The organism is Pantoea sp. B9002 (assembly GCF_013385945.1).
Classification (GTDB): domain Bacteria; phylum Pseudomonadota; class Gammaproteobacteria; order Enterobacterales; family Enterobacteriaceae; genus Pantoea.
The window spans coordinates 31,534-50,834 of sequence record NZ_JACAPA010000032.1 but is presented as its reverse complement, the minus strand read 5'-3'; the positions used below and the strand labels follow the sequence as shown (position 1 = coordinate 50,834).

Annotated in this window: 14 protein-coding genes; 6 read left to right on the top strand and 8 right to left on the bottom strand. The window is 56.2% G+C overall.

Annotation, left to right across the window (positions count from 1 at the left end; all coding sequences use genetic code 11):
- Window positions 1-99: 99 nt before the first annotated feature.
- From HX773_RS15875 to HX773_RS15855, 5 genes are all read right to left on the bottom strand, one after another.
- On the bottom strand, window positions 100-1,533 hold the full coding sequence (locus tag HX773_RS15875; protein WP_176972309.1) for an efflux transporter outer membrane subunit: 1,434 nt from the start codon (window positions 1,531-1,533) through the stop codon (window positions 100-102).
- 1 nt (window position 1,534) lies between these two features.
- Window positions 1,535-4,690 (bottom strand): efflux RND transporter permease subunit, encoded by a 3,156-nt coding sequence (locus HX773_RS15870; protein ID WP_176972308.1) that lies wholly within the window; start codon window positions 4,688-4,690, stop codon window positions 1,535-1,537.
- A 2-nt stretch (window positions 4,691-4,692) separates the two neighbouring features.
- A complete protein-coding gene (locus HX773_RS15865) occupies window positions 4,693-5,835 on the bottom strand; it encodes an efflux RND transporter periplasmic adaptor subunit (protein ID WP_176972307.1) in 1,143 nt (380 codons plus the stop codon).
- 460 nt (window positions 5,836-6,295) lie between these two features.
- Window positions 6,296-6,937 (bottom strand): glutamate racemase, encoded by a 642-nt coding sequence (locus HX773_RS15860; protein WP_176972306.1) that lies wholly within the window; start codon window positions 6,935-6,937, stop codon window positions 6,296-6,298.
- A 99-nt stretch (window positions 6,938-7,036) separates the two neighbouring features.
- Entirely contained in the window at window positions 7,037-9,397 is a 2,361-nt protein-coding gene (locus tag HX773_RS15855; protein WP_176972305.1) for a membrane-bound PQQ-dependent dehydrogenase, glucose/quinate/shikimate family, read from the bottom strand.
- 367 nt (window positions 9,398-9,764) lie between these two features.
- On the opposite strand from HX773_RS15855, the gene HX773_RS15850 reads away from it, so the two are divergent.
- The 3 genes from HX773_RS15850 (at window position 9,765) to HX773_RS15840 (ending at window position 13,236) form a co-directional block, all read left to right on the top strand.
- A complete protein-coding gene (locus HX773_RS15850) occupies window positions 9,765-10,694 on the top strand; it encodes an aliphatic sulfonate ABC transporter substrate-binding protein (protein WP_176972304.1) in 930 nt (309 codons plus the stop codon).
- The gene (locus HX773_RS15845; protein WP_176972303.1) at window positions 10,691-12,034 is read left to right on the top strand and encodes an NtaA/DmoA family FMN-dependent monooxygenase; all 1,344 of its coding nucleotides are present in this window, start codon (window positions 10,691-10,693) and stop codon (window positions 12,032-12,034) included. Before HX773_RS15850 ends, HX773_RS15845 begins: the two co-directional genes overlap by 4 nt.
- Before the next feature lie 236 nt (window positions 12,035-12,270).
- Entirely contained in the window at window positions 12,271-13,236 is a 966-nt protein-coding gene (locus tag HX773_RS15840; protein WP_176972302.1) for a GT-D fold domain-containing glycosyltransferase, read from the top strand.
- 58 nt (window positions 13,237-13,294) lie between these two features.
- Here HX773_RS15840 and HX773_RS15835 read toward each other — a convergent pair whose 3' ends face one another.
- Together HX773_RS15835 and HX773_RS15830 are read right to left on the bottom strand one after the other, a co-directional pair.
- On the bottom strand, window positions 13,295-14,593 hold the full coding sequence (locus tag HX773_RS15835) for a Fic family protein (protein ID WP_176972301.1): 1,299 nt from the start codon (window positions 14,591-14,593) through the stop codon (window positions 13,295-13,297).
- Between the two features lie 77 nt (window positions 14,594-14,670).
- Complete coding sequence (locus HX773_RS15830; protein WP_176972300.1) at window positions 14,671-15,303, bottom strand: DapH/DapD/GlmU-related protein; 633 nt, start codon at window positions 15,301-15,303, stop codon at window positions 14,671-14,673.
- Between the two features lie 132 nt (window positions 15,304-15,435).
- Here HX773_RS15830 and HX773_RS15825 point away from each other — a divergent pair, with 132 nt between their 5' ends.
- On the top strand, window positions 15,436-16,338 hold the full coding sequence (locus HX773_RS15825; protein ID WP_176972299.1) for a ParB/Srx family N-terminal domain-containing protein: 903 nt from the start codon (window positions 15,436-15,438) through the stop codon (window positions 16,336-16,338).
- 203 nt (window positions 16,339-16,541) lie between these two features.
- Here HX773_RS15825 and HX773_RS15820 read toward each other — a convergent pair whose 3' ends face one another.
- On the bottom strand, window positions 16,542-17,636 hold the full coding sequence (locus tag HX773_RS15820; RefSeq protein WP_176972298.1) for a tRNA-dihydrouridine synthase: 1,095 nt from the start codon (window positions 17,634-17,636) through the stop codon (window positions 16,542-16,544).
- Between the two features lie 103 nt (window positions 17,637-17,739).
- Here HX773_RS15820 and HX773_RS15815 point away from each other — a divergent pair, with 103 nt between their 5' ends.
- Entirely contained in the window at window positions 17,740-18,615 is an 876-nt protein-coding gene (locus HX773_RS15815; RefSeq protein ID WP_176972297.1) for a LysR family transcriptional regulator, read from the top strand.
- A gap of 65 nt (window positions 18,616-18,680) precedes the next feature.
- Window positions 18,681-19,226 carry an NUDIX hydrolase gene (locus HX773_RS15810; RefSeq protein ID WP_176972296.1) on the top strand — a complete coding sequence of 182 codons (546 nt, stop codon included), beginning with the start codon at window positions 18,681-18,683 and terminating at the stop codon, window positions 19,224-19,226.
- Window positions 19,227-19,301 lie beyond the last annotated feature (75 nt).

Here is a 19,301-nt window from a genome sequence, read left to right as displayed (position 1 = left end):
GAAACCATGACAATGTTTCCAATTCTTGCTTCCCCGAACGCGGGCATTGTAGCGGCGCAATTTATTGCGCGATAAATCGCGCCGCTACGAAATGTGCAATTATTGGGTGCTCATTATTTCAGATTCTTTCAACGCCGTGCCGCCGCCCATCACTTTATAGAAGGTGATCAAATTCAGGTAATAGGCTTGCTGCGTACTCACCAGACTGGTTCGGGCGCTATACAGCGTGCGCTGCGCGGTTAACGCATTGAGATAGCTATCAACGCCGTTGCGGTAGCGCAAATCCGCCAGATGATAATAGGTTTGCGATGCCGCCACATTACTCTGCTGACTGCTGAGCTGGTCGTGGATAGTACCGCGACGCGCCAGCGCATCCGCCACTTCCTGGAAGGCGGTTTGCACCGCTTTCTCATACGCCGCCACGTAATACTCTTTCTGTGCTTTGGTGTATTTCAGGTAAGAAACGTTGTAGCCGCCCTGGAAAATCGGCAGCGAAATGCTCGGCGCAAACGACCAAATTCCCGCCCCGTTCTTAAACAGCGTCGACAGATCGCTACTGCCGACGCCGCCGCTGCCCGTCAGCGTAATGCTCGGGAAGAAGTTGGCACGCGCCGCGCCGATACTGGCGTTGGCAGACTTGAGATTATGCTCGGCTTGCAATACATCAGGACGATTCAGCAACGCATCCGATGAGACGCCCGCAGGCACCTCGCGCAGTGCGTTGCCGATCGATTCAATGCTGTCAGGCAGCAGGTTATCCGGCACGCTGCGGCCCACCACCAAATCCAGCGCGTTTTTATCCTGCGCCACCAGCGTGGTGTAGCTGTCGACATCGGCCTGCGCGGATTGATAAGTGGTTTCCGCAGACGAGACATCCACCATCGAGGCGATGCCATTTTCCATCTGCTTACGTGTGACCTGCCACGATTGTCGCGCGCTCTCGGCGGTCTCTTTAGCAATCGCCAGGTTGCTGCGATCGGCGGCGAGCTGCAGCCAGTATTCCACCGTGTTGTACAACACCGTCAGGCGCGTGCTGCGTGCGCCCTGCAGCGTGCCGAGATAGGTTTCGTACTGTTCGCGCGTCAGGCTCTGGTTTTTGCCAAACAGATCGAGTTCAAACGAACTGACGCTGCCTTCTGCCGAATAACTGTTGCTGATGGCGGTTTGATTGCCTTCGCCGGTCAAGGCGCGCGAACGCGTGCCGCTCACGCCGGCGCTAATAGCCGGAAACAGATTGGCGCGCTCTTCGCCGTATTGCGCATGCGCAGACTTCACGCTGGCCACCGCTTCCCGCAAGTCGCGGCTGCTATCCAGCGCCATCGCCACCACCTGACGCAGTTGGGCGTCGAGCACATAATCCTGCCAGCTCAGGTCGCGGTAGTTGCTGGCTGGCGTGCCTTGCAGTGAACGGTAGGCGTCACCGCCCGGCATCTGGCTGCTGACCGCGCCTTGCGGGCGGTCATAGTGCGGATCGAGCGACACACAACCCGACAGCAGCGCGGGAACCAACACCATTAAGAGTTTTGCAGACATGTTATTCCCCCGCCTTCGCCACAGATGCATGATTATCGTCATGCGGAATCGCCGGGAACACGCGACGCACCAGAACAAAGAACAGCGGTACAAAGAAGATCGCCAGCAAGGTGGCGGTCAGCGTGCCGCCAATAATGCCGGTACCGATCGCAATACGGCTGTTGGCACCCGCGCCGGTGGAAATTGCCAGCGGCAATACGCCAGCGGTAAATGCCAGCGAGGTCATGATGATGGGACGCAGACGCATCGATGCTGCGTGCGTCGCCGCTTTCACCAGGCTTTCCCCTTTGCGGTAATTGTCTTCGGCGAACTCAACGATCAGAATTGCGTTCTTGGCCGACAAGCCAATGATGGTTAACAGCGCCACCTGGAAGTAGACATCGTTTTCCAGTCCGCGCAGGCTGATCGCCAGCAGCGATCCGATCACGCCCAGCGGCACCACCATCATCACCGAGAACGGCACCGACCAGCTTTCATACAACGCCGCCAGGCACAGGAACACCACAATCAGCGAGATGCCATACAGCGACATCGCCTGGTTGCCGGAGAGTTTTTCCTGATAGGACAAGCCGCTCCACGCAAAAGTGGTGCCCGCCGGCAGCTTCGCCGCCAGTTTTTCCATCGCGCTGATCGCATCCCCGGAACTCTTGCCTGCCGCCGCCGAACCTTCGATCTCGTAGGACGCGAGGCCGTTATAACGTGACAGCACATCCGGGCCGTACGCCCACTCTGAGGAGGCAAACGACGCAAACGGCACCATGGTGGTATTGCTGTTGCTATCGCTGCCGCGCACGTACCAGTGATCGATATCTTCCGGCTTGCTGCGGAACTGCTGATCGCCCTGCATGTAAACCTTCTTCACGCGGCCACGATCGGTAAAGTCGTTGATGTAGCTGCCGCCGATCGCCGCACTGAGCGTGTCGTTGATGTCGCTGATGGTGAGACCCAGTGACTGCGCTTTTTCATCGTCGATATTGACCTGCAGCTGCGGTAAATCCGGCAAGGTGTTAGCACGCACCGCGCTGAGCAGCGGATCCTGATTGGCTTCGGCAATTAGCTGATTGCGCATCTGCAGTAGCTGATCGCGCCCGGTGGCGCCACGCGCCTGCAGCTCAAAGGTGAACCCGTCTGACTGCCCTAAACCGGACACCGACGGCGGCGACAGCACGAAGATCTGCGCATCACGAATGCTGGCCAGGCTCGCCATTGCACGCGCGGCAATGGCATCGGCACTGTTTTCTGCACCTTTACGCTCGCTCCAGTTCTTCAGCGAGATAAAGCCAATCCCGGCGTTCTGGCCGCTACCGGCAAAACTGAAGCCGTTCACCAGCATGCTGACGTTGACGTTGTCTTTTTCTTTAGTGGCGAAATAGTCCTGCACCTGACGACGAACCGCGCTGGTGCGATTTTCCGTCGCGCCTGGCGCCAGTTGGTATTGCACCATGATGTAGCCCTGATCTTCGGTCGGCAGGAAGCCGGTCGGCAAACGCATGTACATCACCGCGCAACCGATCAGCAGCACCGCGTAGAGCAGCAGATAGCGCACCGAACTGTGCAGTACGTGGCCAACGCCGTTGTGATAACGCGCCTGCACGCGCTCGTAACTGCGATTAAACCAGCCGAAAAAGCCCTTTTTGCCGCCTTCTTCATTGTGTGGCTTGAGCAGCGTGGCGCACAGCGCTGGCGTCAGCGTTAGCGCCACAATCACCGACAGCACCATCGATGAAACAATGGTGATGGAGAACTGACGATAGATAACGCCGGTTGAGCCGCTAAAGAAGGTCATCGGCAGGAACACCGCCGACAGCACCAGCGCGATACCAATCAGCGCGCCGGTAATCTCCTTCATTGATTTTTCGGTGGCCTGACGCGGCGGCAAACCCTCTTCGCGCATCACGCGCTCGACGTTCTCCACCACCACGATCGCGTCATCCACTAATAGCCCGATGGCAAGCACCATGCCGAACATGGTTAGGGTGTTGATCGAGTACCCGAACAGCGACAGCACGCCAAAGGTTCCCAGCAGCACCACCGGCACGGCAATCGCCGGAATCAGCGTGGTACGGATGTTCTGCAGGAACACGAACATCACGATCACCACCAGAATCACCGCCTCGATCAGGGTTTTCACCACCTCTTCAATCGAGATTTTCACGAAGTCAGTGCTGTCGAGCGGATACGCCACTTCATAGCCCGCCGGCATGCTGCTACGGAACTCGTCGATGGTGGCTTTCACCTGTTCGGCAGTTGACAGCGCATTGGCACCGGACGCCAGTTGCACCGCGATCCCCGAAGCCGGATGACCGTTCGCCAGCACGTTGGCGCTGTAATCCTCGTCACCCATTTCCACGCGAGCCACATCACTCAGATGCACCACCGAGCCGTCGCTTTGGCTTTTCAGCACGATATTGCGGAACTGCTCCGGCGTTTGCAGACGTGAACGCGAACGCACGGTCGCCACCAGCTGCTGCTCTTTGCTGGCAGGTTGCGCGCCAAGTTGACCGGAGGAAACCTGGGTGTTCTGGCTCTCCAACGCGCTGGTCACATCGGACGGCATCAGCGAATAGGAGGCGAGTTTGGCGGGATCGAGCCAGATGCGCATGGCATATTCCGCACCAAACACCTGCACGCTGCCGACACCCGGTACGCGCGCCAGCGTATCTTCCATGTTGCTGACCATGTAGTCCGCCACATCGGCCGAGGTGCTTTTGTTGGTTTTATCGTACAGCGCCAGAATCAGCAGGAAGTCGCTTTGCGCCTTCTCCACCGTCACGCCTTGCGTGGTGACTGACGTCGGCAAGCGGCTTTCGGCCTGCTGTACTTTGTTCTGCACCTGCACCTGAGCAATATCCGGATCGGTGCCCTGCTGGAAGGTGACGTTGATTTTCACCTGGCCGGTTGAGGCGGTGCTGGTGGAATCGAAATAGAGCAAGCCGTCGATGCCGGTGAGCTGCTGCTCGATCACCTGCGTGACGCTGCTTTCCAGCGTTTCCGCCGACGCGCCGGTGTAAGTGGCCTGAATACTGATCTGCGGCGGTGCAACGTCGGGATACTGCGCAATCGGCAGACTTTTAATGCTGAGCACGCCAAACATCATGATGCAGATGGCGATCACCCAGGCGAATACCGGTCGGCGAATAAAGAACTGAGCCAACATAATTACTCGCCTCCGCTGCTGGCGCTGCTCGGCGTCACTTCAACCGCTTTCACCGTCATTCCGGCCTGCACTTTGGCGGTGCCTTCGACAATCAGTTTGTCGCCGCTGTTTAAGCCGCGGGTGACCAGCCAGGTGTTGCCGATAACCCGATCGGTCACCACTTCCCGGCTCTGCACTTTGTTCTCGTTATCCACCACCAGCGCCGTGGCGTTGCCTTTGGCATCGCGCGTAATGCCCTGCTGCGGGGCCAGAATCGCATCGTTTTTAACACCGTTGGTGACGCTGGCGCGCACATACATGCCCGGCAACAATTCATGCTGCGGATTGGGGAAAATCGCGCGCAGCGTAACGGTTCCGGTGGCTTCATCAACCGCCACTTCGGTCAGTTCCAGCTTGCCGGGATGATCGTAATTGCTGCCGTCTTCCAGTTTTACCGTTACCGGCACCACATCGCTGCTCTGCTGAAGGGAAGCCTGCTGACGCTTCAGTTTCAGCAGTTGCACGCTGGATTGCGTGAGATCGACATAGATTGGATCGAGCGCACGAATGGTCGCCAGCGCCGTGGTTTGCGCCGAGGTCACCAGCGCGCCTGGCGTTACCGACGAGATGCCGATGCGGCCAGAAATCGGCGCTTTGATTTGCGTGTAGTTGAGGTTGATACGGGCGCTTTCGACTGCGGCACGATATTGATCAACCGACGCCACGTTCTGTTGATAGGTTGCCAGCGCATCGTCGGCATCCTGACGCGATACGCCGTTCTCTTTCACCAGCGCGCTGTAACGCGCGGATTTTAACTGGCTGCTTTTCACTAGCGCCTGCGCATTTTTCAACTGCGCAACGGCTTGATCGTAGCTGGCCTGATAGCTGGCCGCATCGATTTGATACAGCACCTGACCGGCTTTGACTTCGTCGCCTTCGGTAAACAGGCGCTTCTGGATGATGCCGTCCACCTGCGGACGCACTTCCGACACCATGCTGCCCACCACGCGTCCGGTGAGTTGGCTATCAAGCGTCACCGACTCAGTTTGCAGCGTTTTCACGCCAACTTCGGTGGTCATGTCGCCCGCAGGCGGGGCGCTATTTTGGTCACAGGCGGCAAGCAATAACACCAGCCCGGCGATGGCCGAGCGCTGAAAATTCTTCATGAATAATCCTGTAGTGAACGTTCATTCTCAATCTTGAGTCTACCAAATCGCGGATGTGGGCGTATGTCAGGAAAATGAAAAGAGCACTCCTGAAAAGTGGCAGCAGAGTAGCGTCCTCTTTGATTGAGGATTTTTAGGGGTTAAATCGCGATAGGTTACAAAGTGTTGCTAACGATAATGAGTAATAACCATTAATGCAAATGATTATTATTTACATGATGGTGAACGTTAACCCGATGCGCGGCTTGGATGCGCGTCGTAGGGTCGCCATTCATGGCGTAATGCCGATCACTTAAGCGCCGTATCAAATCACCGCACCTTCCGTAGCGGCGCGATTTATCGCGCAATGAATTGCGCCGCTACAATGTGTGCTCTCGGTAACTAGGGGTTTTCATGTCTTAACTGATGAGCATCCCGCCAGCAAATGCGACCTCCTTCCAGGTGCGCATCAATGCGCACCCTACGAAAAATCACGTACTACCTTTAACGCCAGCTGCGGGCTGGTTAATGGCTGACTATTGGCGCTAAACAGCCTGGACGCCGCCGCCATGGAGACCTGGGCCAGCGCCACATGATCCGCACCCTTCTGTTTCCCATCGGCTACCGCTTGCGCAATCATCTGCAGATACGCTTCCTGTTGACCCGCTTTAAACGCCGCCCATGCGCCAGGAATCAGCTGCACCTCAGGATGCTGTTCAACCGGTAGCGTCGCTGGGCAAAACAGCGCGCGAGTCGCCGCCAGCGTGGATTCCGCCGCACACAGCACCAGAGATTTACCCGGCAAACGGTGCACCTCATCGGCCAGCATGCGATCGGTGCGATACACCGGGCAATCATGCCCTTCAGCGTTAAAATCATCGGCGACCGGACCCAGCGTCGAGCAGGTAATCAGAATCGCGTCGAACCACGGCGTCAGGCTGCGTAACAGCTGTTCCAGCTTTTGCTGCTGCAACGCTGTCATGCCACCGGTCAACTCGGCTTCCACCAGCAAATGCGGCATCACAATATGACTCAGTGCGCCGTTGCTCATGCCCAATGCGTGCGCGGCGTCATCGAAAATAGCGATATTACTGGCGGCGGTATGCAGGCAGGCGATGGTCATAGAATTCCTTATCAGTGGCGTCTTTCACGGAGGTTCAATATAACCTGACAAAAACAAAAAAAGGCGCCACAGCGGGCGCCTTATTCTATTTCACTGCAATTACTTCAAACGGAATGCCACAACGCTGTCACCCGCCTGGGTGCCGAGCGAACCGTGACCGCCTGCGGCAATCACCACGTACTGCTTACCGTCTTTACCCATAAAGGTAGATGGCGTGGCTTGCGCACCGGCACTCAGCTCGGTCTGCCACAGCAGTTCGCCAGTGGTGCTGTCGTAGGCGCGGAAGAAGTTATCCGCCGTTGCACCGTGGAACACCAAATCCCCTGCGGTCAGCAATGGACCACCGTGCGCCACCATGCCCATCGGGAAGCCGATTGGGAAGCGGCCAGGCAGGAAGCTGGTCTTCAGGTTTTTGGTGACGCCCACGCGGCGCAGCCATTCGGTTTTACCGGTCTTCAGATCCACGCCCACCATGCGGCCCCAAGGCGGCGCAACACATGGAATGCCGAGGCCTGAGGCCATCTGCTGGATATGGATCGCGTAGTCACCGTGGAAGTTTTCGTTCCAGTATGGCGTGCCATCTTTGGTGAACAGGCGCTCGGTGGCGGTCTGCTCGGTGCGTTTGATCAGGTTGTACTTGTAGGCCAGACGCACTGGCGCGGCAATCAGCATTTGACGCTGCGGATCGACAGCAACAGAACCCCAGTTGAACACACCAATGTTGCCAGGGAAGATCAGTGAACCGCCTTCAGTTGCTGGCGTCCACGGATTGCCATCATAGCGCAGGCTACGGAAATCCATGCGGCATGACATCTGGTCAAACGGCGTGATGCCCCACATTGACTTCTCGGTCAACGGCTGCGGGATGAAGTTCAGGCTGGAAACCGGCTGAGTCGCCGCAAATTTCTCACCCGCTACGCCACCTTCAGTAGAAACCTTCACCTGGTTCACCGGATACACCGGCTGGCCAGTAAGACGGTTCAGCACAAACAGGTTGCCGGTTTTGGTCGGCAGGATCACCACAGGCTGCTTCTGACCCTGATAATCGATGTCCACCAGCGAAGGCTGTGACGGATTATCGCGGTCCCACAGATCGTGGTTGGAGCTCTGATAACGCCATTTGAACGCACCAGTTTGCAGATCCAGCGCCACCAGCGCATCGCGGAACTTCTCGGTGTTGCTGTTCGGATCGCGTTCAATGCCCACTTCATCCGGTGAAGCGTTACCAAACGGCACATAGACTACGCCGTTTTTCAGGTCAGCACTCAGCGTGCCCCACGCCACTGGCGTGTCCTGCGGGTAATTCTGACCGGCAGCGATTGGCGCGGTGTTTTCCGGGTTGGCCGGATCAAAGTTCCACACCAGACGACCGCTTTGCACGTCATAGGCACGGATCACGCCTGACGGGTTGCCGCTGTTGAAGCCGTTATCCATTACGGAACCGCCAACGATTACCAGCTTGCCCGCCACCAGCGGTGCTGCGGTTTGCATCAGCGCATGTGGACGCACTTCACCCATGTTGGCGTGCAGATCAACCACACCGTTCTGACCGAAATCAGCGCACGGTTTGCCGGTATCGGCATCCAGCGCAATCAGCTGCGCATCGGTGGTGGCGTTGAAGATACGCTTACGGCAGATAGCCGGATTCGCTGCGCTATCCTGCGCGGCAACCGGCGTTTCTTCGTAGTAGCTTACGCCGCGACAGGTCTGATGCTGCTGCAGGTAAGAGCGATCTTTATTCGGCGTGAATTTCCACTTCACCGCGCCGGTTTCCGGATCGAGCGCATGCACTTCGTTATGCGGCGTACAGAAATACAGCATACCGTTGGCTTTCAGCGGCGTGGCTTCGAAGGTGTATTCGGTGGCATCCGCATCCTGGCGCAAATCGCCGGTGTGATAGGTCCATGCAACTTCGAGGTTTTTGACGTTCTCTTTGCTGATCTGATTCAGCGCCGAGAAACGCAGGCCGTCAGACGAACCACCGTACGCGGTCCAGTCGTTAGTGGCGCCCTGCTCGCTGTTCTGCTCGCGGGCATTGCTGATGGTGCCTTGCTGCGGAACCGGATCGTAGAAGCACAGACCAATAACCACCACGATCATGATAATCACGGTGCCGCCGAGGAAGCCGTGGAAACGGCGTTCGCCGCGATACAGCGGTTTCACCACCCACGGCATCGCCAGCCACAGGCCGATCACGCCGAACAGATCACCGCGTGGGATCCACTGCCATTTATCAAAGCCCACTTCCCAGATAATCCAGGCGAGCGTAATCCACATCAGCACCGCATACAGCGCCAGCGCGCTGCGCTGGTTGCGGAACAGTAAAATTGCGGTGATGAGTAATCCCACCGCCATCAGCGCATAGAAGGCGCTGCCGCCCAGCATTAACAGCTTGCCGCCCATGTACAGCAAGGCAATCGCCAGAATCGCGAGCACGATACTGGTTAGTTTGTTAACCATGCTAATCCCTCAACCATTTTCATCGAAAAACCTCAAAAATAACCCCACATAAAATCAACAGAATTTTAACGTACGTTACCGTTTAGTAAAAACCCGTTGCGAGGTGTGTCGTTAGCTCCGCTAATGAATGTAGTTTGGCTAATGGCTGCTAGCTGCCGCCTCGTTCAATCTGTGACTGAAATCACGTTTCATTTTCGTTGAGAGAATTAATCATTAGTGAGGAAAATTCGCATTTTTTGATAACGAAAAATGGCGAGGATGCGCGATTTGGCGGCTTTTGCGCCTGAGACATAACCTTGCGCGGATTTGTTACTACGCCCGCTGTAGTAGAAAACTTACGCTGTTTTCTTTTTACCCGGGAAACGTTATGAAAATCACTTTATTAGCCAGCTCATTGTTGCTCCTCGCGGTGACTTCTCACGCTGCCACCAACCCACTGATCGTCGGCGATCAAAAAGGCAATGCCCGCGCGGTGATGTCCGCCGCTGGCGAGCTCAACAATGTGCCGTATGAAATCAAATGGTATGAGTTCCCCAACGCTGCGCCGCTGCTGGAGTCGCTCAACTCCCAGCATCTGGATGCCGGCTTGGTCGGCGATGGTCCGCTGTCGTTTGCCGTGGCCGCAGGCGCGCAGATCCGCGCCATTCAGGCATCGCAATATCTCGGCAATGCCATCGTGGTGAAAAAGGACAGCGCCCTGCACAGCATCGCCGACTTAAAAGGCAAAAAAGTAGCAACGGTAAAAGGATCGGCCGGGCAAAACATGGTGCTGAATGCGCTTCACGAAGCGGGTTTGCCAGACGACAGCGTCAGTTTTGTCTTTACCACGCCGTCGGAAGCGACGCTGGCGCTGGATAATGGCGCGGTGGATGCGGTGGCAACCTGGGAACCTTATGTGTCATTTGCCGTGGCGCAGTCCGGCGACCGCATCGCCATCGACGGCAAAAATTCTCCGGTTTCAAACTATCTGGTGGCGACCGATAGCGCCATCGCCAGCAAGCGTGAGCAGCTCATGGACTTCCGCCAGCGCCTGATTCGCGCACGCGCGTGGGGCGTGGCGCATCCACAAGCCTACGCCAGCGAGATCGCCAAACTGCTGCGTCTGCCAGATGCGGTGGCGCTGAGTAAAGTGCAGCGTGAAAACAACGCGCCGGTCGAGGATTACGCGTTGGTGGAGAAACGCCAGCAGCTGGCGATTGATACCTTCACCCGTGGCGGCCTGATCAAACCCGGCTTAAAAGCCGACAAACTGGTGGATGCCTCCTTCTTTAACGCCAACGGAGCCGCCAAACCATGATGAATCTGGCGCTCTACCTCGACTCCGGCATTCATCAGGGCGGATGGCGTCATCCCGATTCAGCCGCCACCGGCGGCAGCAACTGGCCGCTGTACCGCAAAATCGCCCAGCGCGCCGAAGCCGCGAAGCTGGACATGATTTTTGTCGCGGACAAGCTGGCGATTGATGATGTTTACGGCGGGCATCTGGCGCACACCGTGCAGCATCGTCAGGTTGGCTGGTCTGAACCCTTAACATTATTAGCCGCGCTGGCGGCGGTGACTGACAACATTGGCCTCGGCGGCACCGTATCTTCTTCCTATTCGGTGCCTTACACCACCGCGCGCCAGCTGGCGAACATCGACCACATCAGCGGCGGGCGCGCGGCGTGGAACGTGGTTACCTCGCTGAGCCACGCCGAAGCGCGCAACTTTGGTCGCAGCGAGCACTTCAGCCATGAAGACCGCTATCGCCGCGCGGCCGAATTTATCGATGTCATGAAAGCGCTGTGGGACAGCTTTGAAGAGGACGCGCTGATTCAGGATAAAGCGCAGGCGCGCTTTGCCGACCCGGCACGCTTCCATCGTCTTGATCATCAGGGTGAATCTTTCGACGTGCAGGGACCGCTTAACTTGCCGCGTCCGCCGCAAGGCCATCCGGTGGTGATTCAGGCTGGCGTATCGGAAGCCTTTATCGATCTGGCGGCGCAACAGGCGGAAGTGCTGTTTGTGGTGCAATCCAATCGGGAACGCGCGCAGCAGTTCTATCAAACCCTGAAACAGCGTGCGCTGCAGTATCAGCGTCAGCCCGATCAACTGCGCATTCTGCCCGGCATGGTGCCGATTGTCGGCAACACGCAGCGCGATGCCGAGGAGCGGGCGGCGTACCTGAAATCATTGATCACCGTGGAATCGGGCCTCAGCTTTGTTTCGGCCAGCATGAATATCGATCTGTCGCAGTATCCCATTGACGGTCCGGTTCCTGATCTGCGTGAAAAGATCACCGGCAGCAAAGGCCGTTTTCAGTATGTGATCGCCAGCGCCATTGAGCAGAACCTGACGTTGGGTGAGATGGCGAAACGCTACGCCGAGAGCTTGTCGTTCCCGGCGCCGACCGGCACGGCGGATAGCATTGCGCAGCAGATGATTGACTGGTATCAGCATCAGGCCTGCGACGGTTTTGTCATTCTGCCCACCTACATAGACGAGAACGAAGATCGCTTCCTCGAACAGGTTGTCCCGCGCCTGCAGGCTGCGGGCGTCTTCCGCAGCGACTATCAGCCGGGCACGCTGCGCGATCGTTTAGGCTTAGTTAAGCCGGAAAATCGCTTTCACCGTTCATCATCAATTGAAATAACTTAATTAATCATTAATGCGCTGCTGCGATTATTCCTGGCAACTCTTATCATAGCAGCGCGAATAATCGCGGTTTTATTACACTTTTATTTACGCCCTTTTCATTTAACCTTTTTTAAAATGATTAGCCATTGCGAGGCAATGACTTTTTGAGAGTTTCCTCAGCCTGTTATCCCAGATTGAGCGTGATATAAATCACGTAACTGCTCTGCGGCAAGGCCGCTAATAAAAAGAAGGTTATGATGATCAGCGCAGATTTTTTTTATCGTAAATTACGTTTTCCTTTTAAACTCACACACGCTGCTTTTAAGTTTCCGGTTGCCAATGCGCGAGCCCGGCAATATCAGGTAATGTCGCCTGAACAGACTATTGACCTGCTGCTCAGCAACCACAAGCTCTCCGTCAGCCGCTATGGCGACGGCGAACTGGAAATGACCTTGTTCAAGAATATCGGTTTTCAATCTTTCGATGAACGACTCTCTATTCGCCTTAAAGAGATATTACGTCGCGGAAGTCAGCCAAAGAATCCGTGTTTATTATGTATGCCCGATGCCTTTCGCGGCACCGCGAATATGCGTTTTGGTTCGGCCCTATTCTGGTTTTTTCATAAAGCGTTTTATTTCCGACATTATGAAGCGTTATTAAAGAAAGATTACCGCTACGGCAACACCTCTGTTACGCGTCCCTATCACGACTATAAGGATAAGCAACAGGCGGTTCGCGTATTTAATAAGTTCAAACAGCTGTTCAGCGATAAAAAGATATTAATTGTGGAAGGCAGCGGCACGCGTCTCGGCATCGGTAACGATCTGCTCGATGGTGCGCGGGAGATTAAACGCATCACCACGCTCAATCGCAACGCCTTCTCGGTCTACAACGATCTCTACAGCTCGGTACTGGCGCACGCACGCGATTACGAAATGGTGCTGATGTCGCTCGGCCCCACCGCCACGGTGCTGGCTTACGATCTCAGCCAGCATGGCATTCGCTGCATTGATACCGGCCACATTGATATCGAGTACGAATGGATGCGCAGTGCCGCGCGTGACAAGGTGCAGGTGGCCGGTAAGAACGTCAATGAAGTGGGCGTGTTACTCAGCGACGATGCGCGCGACGCCGATGAGCATTATCGCCAGCAGATTTTGCTGCATGTCGGGTTGCCACAGGAAGCGGTGCTGTCGGTGATGGTGATGCATCCGCCGATCTAATCCACATCGCAAGCAATCGCAAAAACAGGGTATTTTGAGATTGCTTGCGATAACGCTGTTACCCTTCGCGCTTTTTCAGCCACTCCTGCAGCTTGCGCAGTGAAACAGGCGCCTGATACACCGTTCCTTTCCCCTCCTTAAGTGGACGCAACAATCCCTGCTCGGTGAGGTTTTTCAGGCGCGCACGCGCGGTGTTATCCGCGATGCCGAGCCGCGATTTAATCCCGGCAGAGCTGAGTAACGAACCCGGCGCATTCAGCGCGATGGCCATGATATCCAGCTCACCTTTGGCTAAGGTCATATGCTCTTCCACCCACGTCACTAAACGCTCCCGCTCTTTGTGCAGCGTGGCGATTTGCTCGGTAAAGGCAGTCACCGCGCGCATCACTACTTCGCACTGAAACTGCACGAAATAGGTCAGATCCATCTCATCAGTTTCGCTGTAAAGATAGGAAATGCCGTACTTTACCGCCGCGGCTTTCAACAGCTTGCTGATGGAAATGTAGCGGAACGCGCTGTAACCGTGACGAATCAGGTGATGGTAGAACAGCCCGCGCGCGGTGCGCCCGTTGCCATCATTGAACGGGTGAATGTAGCCGATGGCAAAATGCATCACGCAGGCCACCAGCAAAGGATGCGTGCCCTGCTGCTCCAGCCACGCAACTTCGGCGCATAGCGCGTCCAGCAGGCTATTGAGCCGCTGATAATCCGGCGGCTGATGAATGATTTCGCCGTCGCGCCCGGCAACAAACACATCGTTATTGTCGCGCACGGCGCCGGGCCGATATTTGTCATCATTAATGCCAGCGCAGGCGATGTGATGAATTTCAAGAATATCGGCGCGCGTCAACGGCGCATCACCCAACGTGGCAATGTGCTGCATCAAGCGCCAGTTGCCCATGATCATGCTTTCATCTTCGTTGCGCGGCGCACGCCCCACCGCCAGCAACTCCATCGCCACGCGCGAGGTGGTCGCCGCGCCTTCCAGCTGACTGGATGAGATCGCCTCTTCCATGATCAGCTGAGACATCAGGTAAGAAGCCGCGTCCTCATCCGTCGGTTCGCCATTGCGCGCAAAGGTCATACGATCGACCGCCGACATCGCCGCCGTGATTTTGGCCGTGAGATTACAGGTCACGGTTTGATCGGCGATCACAAAGTGCTGCGCGCTGCTGCGGCGCTTGAATTTCAGTGCGCTCCACACTTTCTCACGCATCTGCCCATCGCTGACACGACGATACAACTCATCGAAATGCAGATAGCGCTCATCCCACTCGGCATAACTGGCAAGAAGCGAATTAATCTCATTGATACTCAGTGAATCAATAAGTTGAGCGGGTGGCCGGCGCAGTTTCATCTCAAGAAATCTCAAAAACAGGGTATTTTGAGTTTACTTGAGATTCGCTGCGACGACAAATGGCGCTTGCAGCGGAGTTAGCTGCCGTGCCGCTGGCAAAATGCGCGGAGATCGGAGGACTGGAAGTCGGCCAGATTCGCCATCAGCTTCTCCAGCGGCCAGTTCCACCAGGCAATCGCCTGCAGCTGCGCGGCAATATCCGCCGTGAAACGTGCACGGATCACTTTGGCTGGCACGCCACCGACAATGGTGTAAGGCGGCACATCTTTCGTCACCACCGCACCGGCCGCCAGCACCGCGCCATCCCCCACCGTTACGCCCGGCAGCACGATGACGCCATGCCCAATCCACACATCATTGCCAATAATCACGCGATCGGCGCGACGCTCGGCAAAGAAGCCATTATCGCGCTCCGCCTGCGCATCGTAGTATTCCGGACAATAGGTGAAACGGTGCTGCGAGGCGCGATCCATCGGGTGATTGGGTGCGCCAATTCGCACATGATTGGCAATAGCGGTAAAGCGCCCAATTTGCGCATCGGCGACGCAGCAGTGCTCTCCCAGATAGGAGAAGTCGCCCAGTTCGCTGTATTCGATATAGGTTTCGGCCAGCACTTCACATTGCGCGCCAATCTGGGTTTCGCGCATGCGCACGCTGGGATTGATAACGGTGTGTTGCAGTTTTGCCGGTTGCACAGCAGCAAGTGCCATAATCAAAGCTCCGTGTGGTCAGATGTCTGGATGACCGGTTGCAACTGGGCAACCGCGAGCGACAACACTACAGCGGCAAAATGACACTAATGCTATTGTGCGCATCTGTTTCAGGCGATTTGAGGAAAGGGAATGAGAACACCGTGGTCAATACTGGCGCTGTTGTGGTCAGCCGGACAGGCATCCGCCGCGCTGCCCGCCGACATCAAAGCCGGTGATATTGTGCAAGTGCAGTTAGCGCAACTCCATCCGACGCAGGCCGCGATTGGCTATCGTCAGCTGGATTACAAGCAGCATCGTTATGAAGCCGAACCGAAAAAGCTGTTTGATGATTATTGCGAAAGCATGGGACAGAAAGGCGTCGATAAATTTGATGGTAAATCACGTCTCTCGCAGCCCAGCAGCTTCAGCTGTAAAGCGCCGGTCGGCAGCGAACCTGGCCCGATGAAAACGGCGGTGATTGCACCAGATAACGTGCTGTACCTCACCGATGGTCATCATACTTTCAGTAATTTCGCCGATATCGCCGGTCTTAATACGCCGGTGCAGGTGCGCATCACCGATGACTTCCGCAGCCTGAAAACCATGTCCGCCTTCTGGCAAAAAATGGAAGCGGCACATCTGGTGTGGCTGGATACGCCAGCAGGCAAAATCAAACCGGATGCGCTGCCGAAAGAGTTGGGCCGCCAGCATATGCAGAATGATGAATATCGCTCGCTGGTCTATTTCGTGCGCGATATTGGCTTTGAAAAGGAGCAGAATCCGCCGCCGTTCCTCGAGTTCTACTGGGGGAAATGGCTGGAAACGCAGCTGCCGCTGAAGAACTTTGACCTCAACAATCGCAGCGGTTACGCCAAAGCGCTGGAAACCATCGCTGAGAAGATGACCAGCGTGCCGAAAGACACGGTGATTGCGCACAGCGATAGCGGCCCGCTGACGGCGGATCGGTTAGGCGCACGCAAGAAAGTGAACGAGAAGAAGCTGGAGAAGCTGGTCTCCGACAATGGCAAATTGACGTGGGCCTTTGCGCAATAACCGTATGGCAGCCATAAATGGTGTAATGCTCGTCTGTTAAGACACGAAAACCCCTAATTACCGAGAGCACACATTGTAGCGGCGCAATTCATTGCGCGATAAATCGCGCCGCTACGGAAGGTGCGGTGATTTGAAACGGCGCTTAACTGATCGGCATTACGCCAATCATGGCGACCCATTCACAATTCAGCGCCCTTTCAGCGTTAAACCAATTCGCAGTTTTTCACATCCGCCGAGGGCGCCAGCAGATTTTTATCAAAGGCGCGCAGTTCCACACCATCACGAATACGCATCGGCCAGTCGGGATTCGCCAGCGCGCTTTTGCCAATCGACACATAATCTGCGCCCTGCTCCAGCGCCTGCGCCGCCGTGCTGGCATCACTTAACGCACCATTGGCGATAATCGGCAAATTCGGTGCCGCCTGACGCGCAATTTGCACCAGCGACAGCGGCGAATCGGCAAACGCCGGTTGCAGCGCGTCGTATTCTGTCAGGTGCAGATAATCCACGCCGGCCTCAGCGATCGCGGCGAATACCTGACGCGCGCCCGCTTCGCCTTCATGCCATTTGTGATGAAAATCATTCACTTTGCCCTGCGAGAGGCGAATTCCCAGCGTAACATCGTTGCCTACGCGTTGGCGCACCGCGGCGATCACCGCCAGCGTCAGGGACAAACGCGCCACGATATCGCCGCCCCAGCGATCGCTGCGCTGATTGGTGTAATCGGTAAAGAACTGGTCAAGCAGATAACCGTTAGCGCCATGAATTTCGATGCCATCGAAACCCGCTTCGCCGATTGCCCGCGCCGCAGTGTGCGCAAAGCTGTCGATCACCTGCTGGATCTGCTCTTCATCCATTTCGCGTGGCAGCGGATAGGCGCCATGACCGTGATAGAAACCGAGCTGTTCTCCGCGCGGCTGCACCGCTGAGGGCGCGAGCGTGTCCGGACGATAGATGTTGCCCTGCGATATCGCCCCGGCATGCATCAACTGCGCAATGATTTTGCCGCCACGCTGATGCACCCGATCGGTGATCGCGCGCCAGCCAGCGCTCTGTTTGGCATTAATCAACCCCGCCTGAAACGCATAGGTTTGCGACCAGGCTTCATCGATATAGATGCCTTCGGTGATGATGGCGCCAAAGCCGCCGCGCACAAAGCGCTGATAATAGTGCTGCATGCGTTCGCCCGGAATCCCGTCAACGCTGGCGGAGATGCGCGTCATTGGCGCCACCATGATGCGATTCTTCAGCGCCAGGCGGTTCAGTGTCCCGCTTTGAAAAAGGTGTTTATCACTCATATTGCTCTCTGGGTGCGGATTATCTACAGAGCGCAGTATATTCGGTCGCCAGAGGGACAAAAATGGCCGATGATGATACGTCTGTATAACGGAAATCGTTACAATGAACTCAAAAGATGTTGAGGTGTTCCTGATGGTCACCCAGACGCGCAGCCTGACGCAGGCCGCGCGGCGACTGAACACCACGCCGATGACGGTCTCACGCCGACTCGCCTCGCTGGAGGAGGATCTCGGCGTGCGCCTGCTGCATCGCACCACTCGCGCCATCGCGTTAACGGATGAAGGTGAAGAGTTTCTGCCCTACGCTAAAACCCTGACGGAAACCGAACAGAGCGCGCGCAATCTGTTCTCGCCGGATAAACAAGGTGCCACCGGCCAGCTGCGCATCACTGCGCCTTCTGGCTTTGGCCGCCGCACCATTATTCCATTGCTGCCCGCGCTGATGGCGGAGAATCCCGAACTGAAGATCGATTTCCAGCTCAGCGATAACGTCACCGATATTGTTGGGCTCGGCTACGATGTCGCCATTCGCATCGCCCCGCTGCGGGATTCACGCTTAGTGGCGCAGCGCCTGGCGGACAATCCGCGCGTGCTCTGTGCTTCTCCAGACTATCTGGCGCGCTTCGGCACTCCACAACTGCTGGCCGATTTGCATCAGCATAACTGCCTGCGTTTATCCGGCGTGCCGCAATGGAGTTTTATGGTCGACGATCATATTTCCAGTGTCAGCGTTGAGGGCCGTTTCAGCGGCAGCAATGTGGAAGGCGTGCGCACCTTGTGCGTGGCGGGCAGCGGCATCGCGCAGCTCTCTGCGTGGGATGTGCAGCAGGAACTGGCGGCAGGTGAACTGATTGACATTGCCTTGCAAGATGCCCAACCGCAGCTGCTCGGCGTCTGGGCGCTGTTTCCCACCGCGCGCCATCTGCCAACGCGTGTCACGGTATTTCTGAATGCCCTGAAACAGGCGATGGCGCGCTAATTAAGAAAATGTGAACGGCGAAGGTGGTTATAGTTATTCACTCATGACGATCACGGAGGCCAACAGTGAAACCTGAAATCCATACGCTTGCTTCAACAGAGATTTACCGTAACCGCTGGTTAACCTTGAAAGAGGATAAAATTCAGCGGGCCGATGGCAGCGAAGGCATCTATTCGGTGATTGAGAAGAGTGATTTTGTGGTGATTTTGCCGGTGGAGGATGACCACATTTATGTGGTTGAACAGTTCCGCTATCCGCTGGGTGAACGCACTATTGAACTGCCTCAGGGAAGCTGGGAACTTGCGCCCGATGCTGCGCCGGAAGATCTTGCCGCTGGCGAATTGTTAGAAGAAACCGGGCTGATTGCCGGTCAGCTTGAGCACGTGGGATATCAAAAATTAGCACAAGGTTACTCCGCGCAGGGTTATCACATTTATCTGGCGCGCGAGCTGACGTATCAGGGGCAAAATCTGGATGCGGAAGAGGTGGGATTAACCGCGAAGAAAATTAAAATCGACGCGTTTCTTGAACTGATTCTGGCAGGAAAGATCAGCGACGCGACATCGGTGACCGCGTTTCTGCTGGCGCGGGCGAAAGGGTTAATTGATTGATCTATTTTGCTTTTTTCAAGGTGCGCATGAATGCGCACCTTACGAGTACAACATCGATGTAGGGTCGCCATTCAT

What these genes read in the sequence shown, in the direction of transcription:
- HX773_RS15875 (WP_176972309.1), bottom strand. Translation starts at nt 1,533, where the DNA reads ATGTCTGCAAAACTCTTAATGGTGTTGGTTCCCGCGCTGCTGTCGGGT.
- HX773_RS15870 (WP_176972308.1), bottom strand. Translation starts at nt 4,690, where the DNA reads ATGTTGGCTCAGTTCTTTATTCGCCGACCGGTATTCGCCTGGGTGATC.
- HX773_RS15865 (WP_176972307.1), bottom strand. Translation starts at nt 5,835, where the DNA reads ATGAAGAATTTTCAGCGCTCGGCCATCGCCGGGCTGGTGTTATTGCTT.
- HX773_RS15860 (WP_176972306.1), bottom strand. Translation starts at nt 6,937, where the DNA reads ATGACCATCGCCTGCCTGCATACCGCCGCCAGTAATATCGCTATTTTC.
- HX773_RS15855 (WP_176972305.1), bottom strand. Translation starts at nt 9,397, where the DNA reads ATGGTTAACAAACTAACCAGTATCGTGCTCGCGATTCTGGCGATTGCC.
- HX773_RS15850 (WP_176972304.1), top strand. Translation starts at nt 9,765, where the DNA reads ATGAAAATCACTTTATTAGCCAGCTCATTGTTGCTCCTCGCGGTGACT.
- HX773_RS15845 (WP_176972303.1), top strand. Translation starts at nt 10,691, where the DNA reads ATGATGAATCTGGCGCTCTACCTCGACTCCGGCATTCATCAGGGCGGA.
- HX773_RS15840 (WP_176972302.1), top strand. Translation starts at nt 12,271, where the DNA reads ATGATCAGCGCAGATTTTTTTTATCGTAAATTACGTTTTCCTTTTAAA.
- HX773_RS15835 (WP_176972301.1), bottom strand. Translation starts at nt 14,593, where the DNA reads ATGAAACTGCGCCGGCCACCCGCTCAACTTATTGATTCACTGAGTATC.
- HX773_RS15830 (WP_176972300.1), bottom strand. Translation starts at nt 15,303, where the DNA reads ATGGCACTTGCTGCTGTGCAACCGGCAAAACTGCAACACACCGTTATC.
- HX773_RS15825 (WP_176972299.1), top strand. Translation starts at nt 15,436, where the DNA reads ATGAGAACACCGTGGTCAATACTGGCGCTGTTGTGGTCAGCCGGACAG.
- HX773_RS15820 (WP_176972298.1), bottom strand. Translation starts at nt 17,636, where the DNA reads ATGAGTGATAAACACCTTTTTCAAAGCGGGACACTGAACCGCCTGGCG.
- HX773_RS15815 (WP_176972297.1), top strand. Translation starts at nt 17,740, where the DNA reads ATGAACTCAAAAGATGTTGAGGTGTTCCTGATGGTCACCCAGACGCGC.